The organism is Roseiarcus sp. (genome assembly GCF_052145395.1).
GTDB lineage: Bacteria > Pseudomonadota > Alphaproteobacteria > Rhizobiales > Beijerinckiaceae > Roseiarcus.
In genome coordinates this window covers 1-6,015 of the sequence record NZ_JBKQOT010000345.1, presented here as the reverse complement: position 1 = coordinate 6,015, position 6,015 = coordinate 1, and the positions used below count along the sequence as shown (strand labels likewise).

At 67.1% G+C, this 6,015-nt stretch carries 3 protein-coding genes; 1 reads left to right on the top strand and 2 read right to left on the bottom strand.

The window, feature by feature from the left end:
• Nucleotides 1-229 precede the first annotated feature (229 nt).
• On the bottom strand, nucleotides 230-1,000 hold the full coding sequence (locus tag ACLP25_RS11720) for a hypothetical protein (protein ID WP_442469373.1): 771 nt from the start codon (nucleotides 998-1,000) through the stop codon (nucleotides 230-232).
• Between the two features lie 508 nt (nucleotides 1,001-1,508).
• On the opposite strand from ACLP25_RS11720, the gene ACLP25_RS11715 reads away from it, so the two are divergent.
• Nucleotides 1,509-2,276, top strand: a complete 768-nt coding sequence (locus ACLP25_RS11715; protein WP_442469372.1) for a DUF2778 domain-containing protein — start codon at nucleotides 1,509-1,511, stop codon at nucleotides 2,274-2,276.
• Between the two features lie 167 nt (nucleotides 2,277-2,443).
• On the opposite strand, the gene ACLP25_RS11710 is transcribed toward ACLP25_RS11715, so the two are convergent.
• Entirely contained in the window at nucleotides 2,444-5,527 is a 3,084-nt protein-coding gene (locus ACLP25_RS11710; RefSeq protein WP_442469371.1) for an Rne/Rng family ribonuclease, read from the bottom strand.
• Nucleotides 5,528-6,015 lie beyond the last annotated feature (488 nt).

Below are 6,015 nucleotides of genomic sequence, written 5' to 3'. Positions count from 1 at the left end.
ATAGCGATCTCTTGACTAGGCTTGTTAGCATTGCCGCTGACTAAATTTTCGTTCATCTGAATCGTTTGAGTCGGGGTTTCAGAATTTTACTCAACCCACTCGTGGGGATCACAGGATGGAGGTTGAGCAGGCAGCGCAATCGGCGGCGGCTGGCTACACGGTGCCTCTACAGAGTCTCCGCTACGACTTCCATCACCTGCACTCGGAGACGGTGTTTTCTTGCCGTCAGTCACGTTCCCGGACCTTGACTTAGCCTTGCGAGCACACGGTCAAGCCAACTGATCATCTTCCTTTTCATTCTGACCGCGCGCGCGGCGGAGTCTACGATCCGCTTGTCCGTGAGCGTTCGCGAAATCCAGGGGTAGAGTGGATCGTGCGCGCAGCCGTGGCCGAATATGAATTTGAGTGTCGTCAGCAGAACCACAGCCTCGGGCGCCGACAACCCGTAGGTGCGCGCATCGGCGTACGCTTGACGGATAAGGGCCGCCAAACTTTCGTTTCCCAAATACGCTGCTCTTTGAGGAAACGCTCGAGTCATTTCCTGCATCAGGCTCGTGTCCAAGTTTCCCACTGAGATAATATTTTCGTCACGGAGGAATCTCGAAAGACTCTCCCATGATTTATGGACATTGATGTTGTCAGGGCCGCACACTCTGTCCAGATAGTAAACGTATTGTTCGTGAATGCGCTCGGCCCGCTCCATCTGGAATGCCCTCGACCGCAGCAACTCGCCGACAACAGGGTACATTGGGTCGGTGTCGAAGTCGCTGCCCCAAAAGAACATCAGCTCGACATAGAGTCGGATCGGGCCGCGGTTGGTAAAGCCGTCTCCCGCCGCGCGCTCCATGGCCTGTCGGAGCGCGATATTGAGCTGTTGCTCTCCCAGGACACGGCATAAGTCAGGGGAAAGCTGTTTGCCGTACTCCGCCATTTCCGCTTGAACCCGACGCAGAGCCGCGCGCTCGAGCGCCGCGTATTGCTCCCTGCGAACCACCAGCATGCCTTTGGCGCCCCTCCCGACCTTGCATAAGGGACAGGCAGACACTTCGGGGCATTAATAGTTCCGACAAGACGTGACGGTCGTTTTCTGGACACCGCCGGTTCGGGGCCGGCGTCCGCGACGAAGTTGTGATCCGCCACCGCGGCGGAAAGGGGTTGCGTCCGCCCTCGATCGGCGCCCGGCGCCAACCGCCAGCGTTGCAGTCCGCTTAGGCGCATGCGGCGGGCGCTGTGATCCGGATCACTGCTGGATCGAATCCTTCAGGCTAGGAAGGGGGAACGCTGCAGGGCAGAGGAAACTTGGGGCAGCCGCCATGCTCGCGGGTCAGGAATCCTATCAGGCTTTGCCGCCAAATGGTCCGCGTCCGGGCGCCCGATCGACGAAAAGCGGTAAGGCGAGGTTGCGCGGCGCCGCCTCCGGCGCCGGACGCTCTGATGTGCTTCCAATCGCCCTTTGGGTCGCTGTTGGCCTCGCTGCTTTGGCCGTAGCTGCCTTGTTTTGGACCCTCATGCAGCCTCCGGCCCCGGCGCCGAAAGTGGCTGTGGCCTTGCCGGCGCTGGGCGCGGCGCCGCCGCCTCTGGCGGAGGCCGCGGCGAATGCCCCCGGACAGACGATCGAGCCCGAACGGCCTTTGGTCCCCCTGCCGCCGCCGATCCAGATCGGCGTTCCGCATGAGGCCAGCCTCGAAGCCGCTCCTCCCTCTCAATCGACGACAATTGCGCCGCCGTGGGCCGTCCCGCTGCCGCCGGCCCGCAAGGCGGCCGCGGCGGATAGCGCCGCGCCCTTCCCGCCTTCCCGCCCGCCCGAGTTGGCGCCGGCGCCCGCGCCCGGGGTGGGTTACGACAGATGGACCGCCGTCTACGACATCTCGGCGCATACCGTGTACCTGCCTGACGGAACGCGTCTGGAAGCGCACTCGGGCCTCGGGGAAGATCGGGACGACCCCCGCTTCGTGGACCAACGCGATCGCGGCGCGACGCCGCCCCACCTCTATGAACTGACTCTGCGCGAGTCGCTCTTTCATGGGGTTCAGGCGCTGCGGCTGACGCCGGTCGGCGAGGGCTTCTCATTCGACCGCGTGGGATTGCTTGCGCATCCCTACATGCTGGGTCCGAACGGCGATTCCAACGGATGCGTATCCTTCAAGGACTACGACGCCTTTCTGCGGGCCTTTCAGGATGGAGTGGTCAAGCGCCTCGCGGTCGTGGCGCGGCTGACCCAAGACCCTACCCAGATTGGACGTCTCGCAAGCCTCCGCCAGGGTCTCGACCGCTAAATAGTTCCCCGCTTTGCGGGTCGCGTGATCGCCCGTCAAAACGTGTCGACCTGCGAAGGGACGAGCGTCGACGGGGCGCGTTCAGCGCGAAAGTTACCGCCGGCGGGCGCCGCCTCCCGGCGACGCCATGCCTTTGCTGACAGCTAACCGGGTCGCAGCGCCAGTTCTCAATCCCCCACGATGCTTGCCCGCGCGCGCTGCCACCAGCCGGTCCGGCGGGGGCGGGGGGTTTCATCGACGGGCTCGGTTGGCGTGGGAGCGGCTTGCGCCTCGGCCTCGGCGCTCGCCGCGGGATGCGGGGCCGGCTCGACGGCCGGCGGCGTGAAGGCGGCCTCGGCGCGCTCGGCGACGGCCGCCCCGACGGGCGCGGTCTCCTCTGGAGCGGCCGCGGCGATCGCGGACTCGTCGCCGCTCGGCTGGGTCGGCGGAGCGGCCGGCTCCTCGCGGGCGTCGGCCAGTTCGGGCGTCCAGGCGCCTTCGGCGTCCGCGACGAGGACGTCAGCCTCGGCATTAACCGCCGGCGCAGCGTCGTCGGCCGCAGACGGCGCCAGGGCGTCGGACGGCGCCGGTTCGAGGGCGGCGTCCGCGCCGAAGTCGTGATCCGCCACCCGCGGCGGGAAGCGGTTGCGCCCGCCGCGCGAGCGGCGCGCGCGACGGCCGCCGCGCTCGCCTTCAGCGGGGGCGCCGCGGCCTTCAAAAGGCTCCGTCTCCAGGACCGGCGCGGAGAGATCGCCGCCGATCTCCGCCACCACGGCGAGGCCGTCGTCGGTCGGCTGCGGCGCATCGGGCGCGATGCTCTCGCCAACGCCCCGATCTCCGCCGCGCCGGCGCCGGCGCCGGCGCCGGCGACGTCCGCCGTAGCCCTCGTCGGCCGATCCGCCGTCGGGTCCTTCGCGCTCGGCGCCGCGCTCGTCCGGCTCCTCGGCTTCGTCCTCGACGCGGGTCTCGATCTCGTCCTCGAAGGGCTCTTCGATCGCCCCCGGCTCGTCGACAATGGTGGCGAAATCGTCCTGCGCCAACGGGGTCGGCTCGATTTCGCGGCGCGGACCGGTCGCCGGCTCGCCGCGGTCGATGGCGTGGTAATTCGCCCCGGTCAGCGTGTCGTCGGCCTCGACCGCGACAGCCACGCCAAAGCGACGCTCGAGATCGCGCATGTTCGCCCGCTTCTGGTTGAGAATGTAAAGCGCGACGGCGGTGCGGGTGCGCACCACGATGTCGTGCGTGGCGCTCTTGATCAACGCGTCCTCGAGCACGCGCAGCACGTGCAGCGCGATCGAGGAGGTCGAGCGAACGACCCCGGCGCCCTGGCAATGGGCGCAGACCACCGTCGAGCCTTCCAGCACGCCGGTGCGGATGCGCTGGCGCGACATCTCGAGGAGGCCAAAATGGGAGATGCGGCCCACTTGGATGCGGGCGCGGTCGTTCTTCAGCGCATCCTTGATGCGGCGCTCGACGGCGCGATTGTTGCGCGACTCCTCCATGTCGATGAAGTCGACGACGATGAGGCCCGCAAGGTCGCGCAGCCTCAGCTGCCGGGCGATCTCGTCGGCGGCCTCGAGGTTGGTCCTGAGCGCCGTATCCTCGATGTTGTGCTCGCGGGTCGAGCGGCCGGAGTTGACGTCGATGGCGACCAGCGCCTCGGTCTGGTTGATGACGATGTAGCCGCCCGACTTCAGCGTCACCTGGTTGGAGAACATCGCATCGAGCTGCGATTCAACGCCGGCCTTGGCGAACACCGGCTGGGTGTCGCGATAGAGCTGGACGGCGTTGACGTGGGTGGGCATCAGAAGGCGCATGAATTGCCGCGCCTCGCGGTAGCCGGTCTCGCCCGCCACCATGATCTCATCGACCTCCTTGCTGTAGAGGTCGCGGATGGCGCGCTTGATCAGCGAACCTTCCTCATAGACGAGGGTCGGGGCGCTCGACGCCAGGGTCGTCTCGCGCACCGTCTCCCACATGCGCAAGAGATATTCGAAGTCGCGCTTGACTTCGGCCTTGGTGCGCGATGCGCCGGCGGTGCGCAGGATGACCCCCATCCCCTCGGGCACGTCGAGCTCCTCTGCAATACCCTTGAGGCGGCTGCGGTCCTGGGCATTGGTGATCTTGCGCGAGATCCCGCCGCCACGGGCGGTGTTCGGCATCAGCACGCAGTAGCGACCGGCCAGCGACAAGTACGTGGTCAGCGCCGCGCCCTTGTTGCCGCGCTCCTCCTTGACGACCTGGACCAGCATCACCTGACGTCGTTTGATTACCTCCTGGATCTTGTATTGTCGGCGCATCCGCTGCGGGCGGCGCGGGACCTCCTCCCAGGCGTCGCCGCCGAGATGCTCCACCGGCTCGCCCTCGTCCTCCGACCGCTCCTTCCCACGCGAACGAACGCGCTCCTCGGAGCCGCCTTCGAGCGTCGTCACTTCATGCTCGTCGTCGCGGCCCTTTTCGTCGACGTTGACCCGCTCGGCGGGCTCGTCCGAGGCCTCGATGGTCTCGTCCCAGGCGCTCTCCGCCTCGACCTCCTCGCCTTCGACCGGCTCTTCCTCGGGGAGCGGCGGCGCCTCCATTCCGGTCTCGACGGAAGCGGCCTGCTCCGGCTCGATGGAAACGGAGAGCGGAGGCCCGCGTTCGCCGGAGGATTCGGGCGGCTCAACGGCCTGTGGCGCCGTCTGCTCGCCGTGCGGCTCCATGGCGGCCGCGGCCTCGACGGGCGCTTCGGGCGCGGCCGGGGGAGACTCGACAGCGCCGGCGACCAGCTCGACGGCCTGGAAGGCTTCGCTTCCGGAGGTTTCACCGGCGCCCGCGGTCTCGTCCTCGTCGAGTTCGACACCCCCGTCCTCGGCGGTCGGGGCGATCTCGGAGACCGTCTCGTCGCCGGCGTCGGTTGCGCGCGCTTCAGCCTCGATGTCACGCGGACGGCGATGGCGGCGGCTGCGGCGCTCGCCGCGGGGCTCGTCGTCCTCGTCGTGATGGGTCTGCGCCTCTTCCTCAAGCAGCGCCTGACGGTCGGCGACGGGAATCTGGTAATAGTCGGGATGGATTTCCGAGAAGGCGAGGAAGCCGTGCCGGTTGCCGCCGTAGTCGACGAAGGCGGCCTGGAGCGAAGGCTCCACGCGAGTGACTTTGGCGAGATAGATGTTGCCGCGCAGCGGCCGCTTGCTTGCCGATTCGAAGTCGAATTCCTCGACGCGGTTACCTCGCAGCACCACCACCCGGGTTTCTTCCGGGTGGGAGGCGTCGATGATCATTTTGTTTGCCATGGATTGCTCTCTTGCGCGGGACGCAAGGGGCCGCGAAAGGTCGCGGCCGCCCGGCGCCATAAGGCGCAGCGTTGGTGTTGGAGATCGTTCGAGATGGGGATCGCGGAGCCATCGCCGCATTGGCGGCGCATAGCCGTCGGCGCGAGACGAGAAGTCCACAGGCCCCCGCCGCCGTCGTGAGGTCGTCGTGGATCTGCGGTCGGAACATCGTCAATAGTAAACCACGGCCTAACCCGGCTCTTCGCCCATGAAGCGACGCGTTCGTCGCGCCGATGTCACGAAACCGCCCGAGTCGCCGGCAAGCGTCCGGCCAAAGGCTCCTTGGTTTTCGCCGACGCTCCCTCACGAAGGCGCGAAACTCTCGCACAGGGGCGCCAAAAAAGTCGGCAAACCAAGCGTTCGCCACGGCGACATCTCAGCGGGGACGCAAGCCATCATACGACAGTCTTGCATGCGCCCAGGTCATCTCGCGCGGGCGGCCTCGCGGA

Bases quoted from the DNA above. Each gene is read 5' to 3' on its own strand.
- ACLP25_RS11715 (WP_442469372.1), top strand. From the start codon at position 1,509: ATGCAGCCTCCGGCCCCGGCGCCGAAAGTGGCTGTGGCCTTGCCGGCG.
- ACLP25_RS11720 (WP_442469373.1), bottom strand. From the start codon at position 1,000: ATGCTGGTGGTTCGCAGGGAGCAATACGCGGCGCTCGAGCGCGCGGCT.
- ACLP25_RS11710 (WP_442469371.1), bottom strand. From the start codon at position 5,527: ATGGCAAACAAAATGATCATCGACGCCTCCCACCCGGAAGAAACCCGG.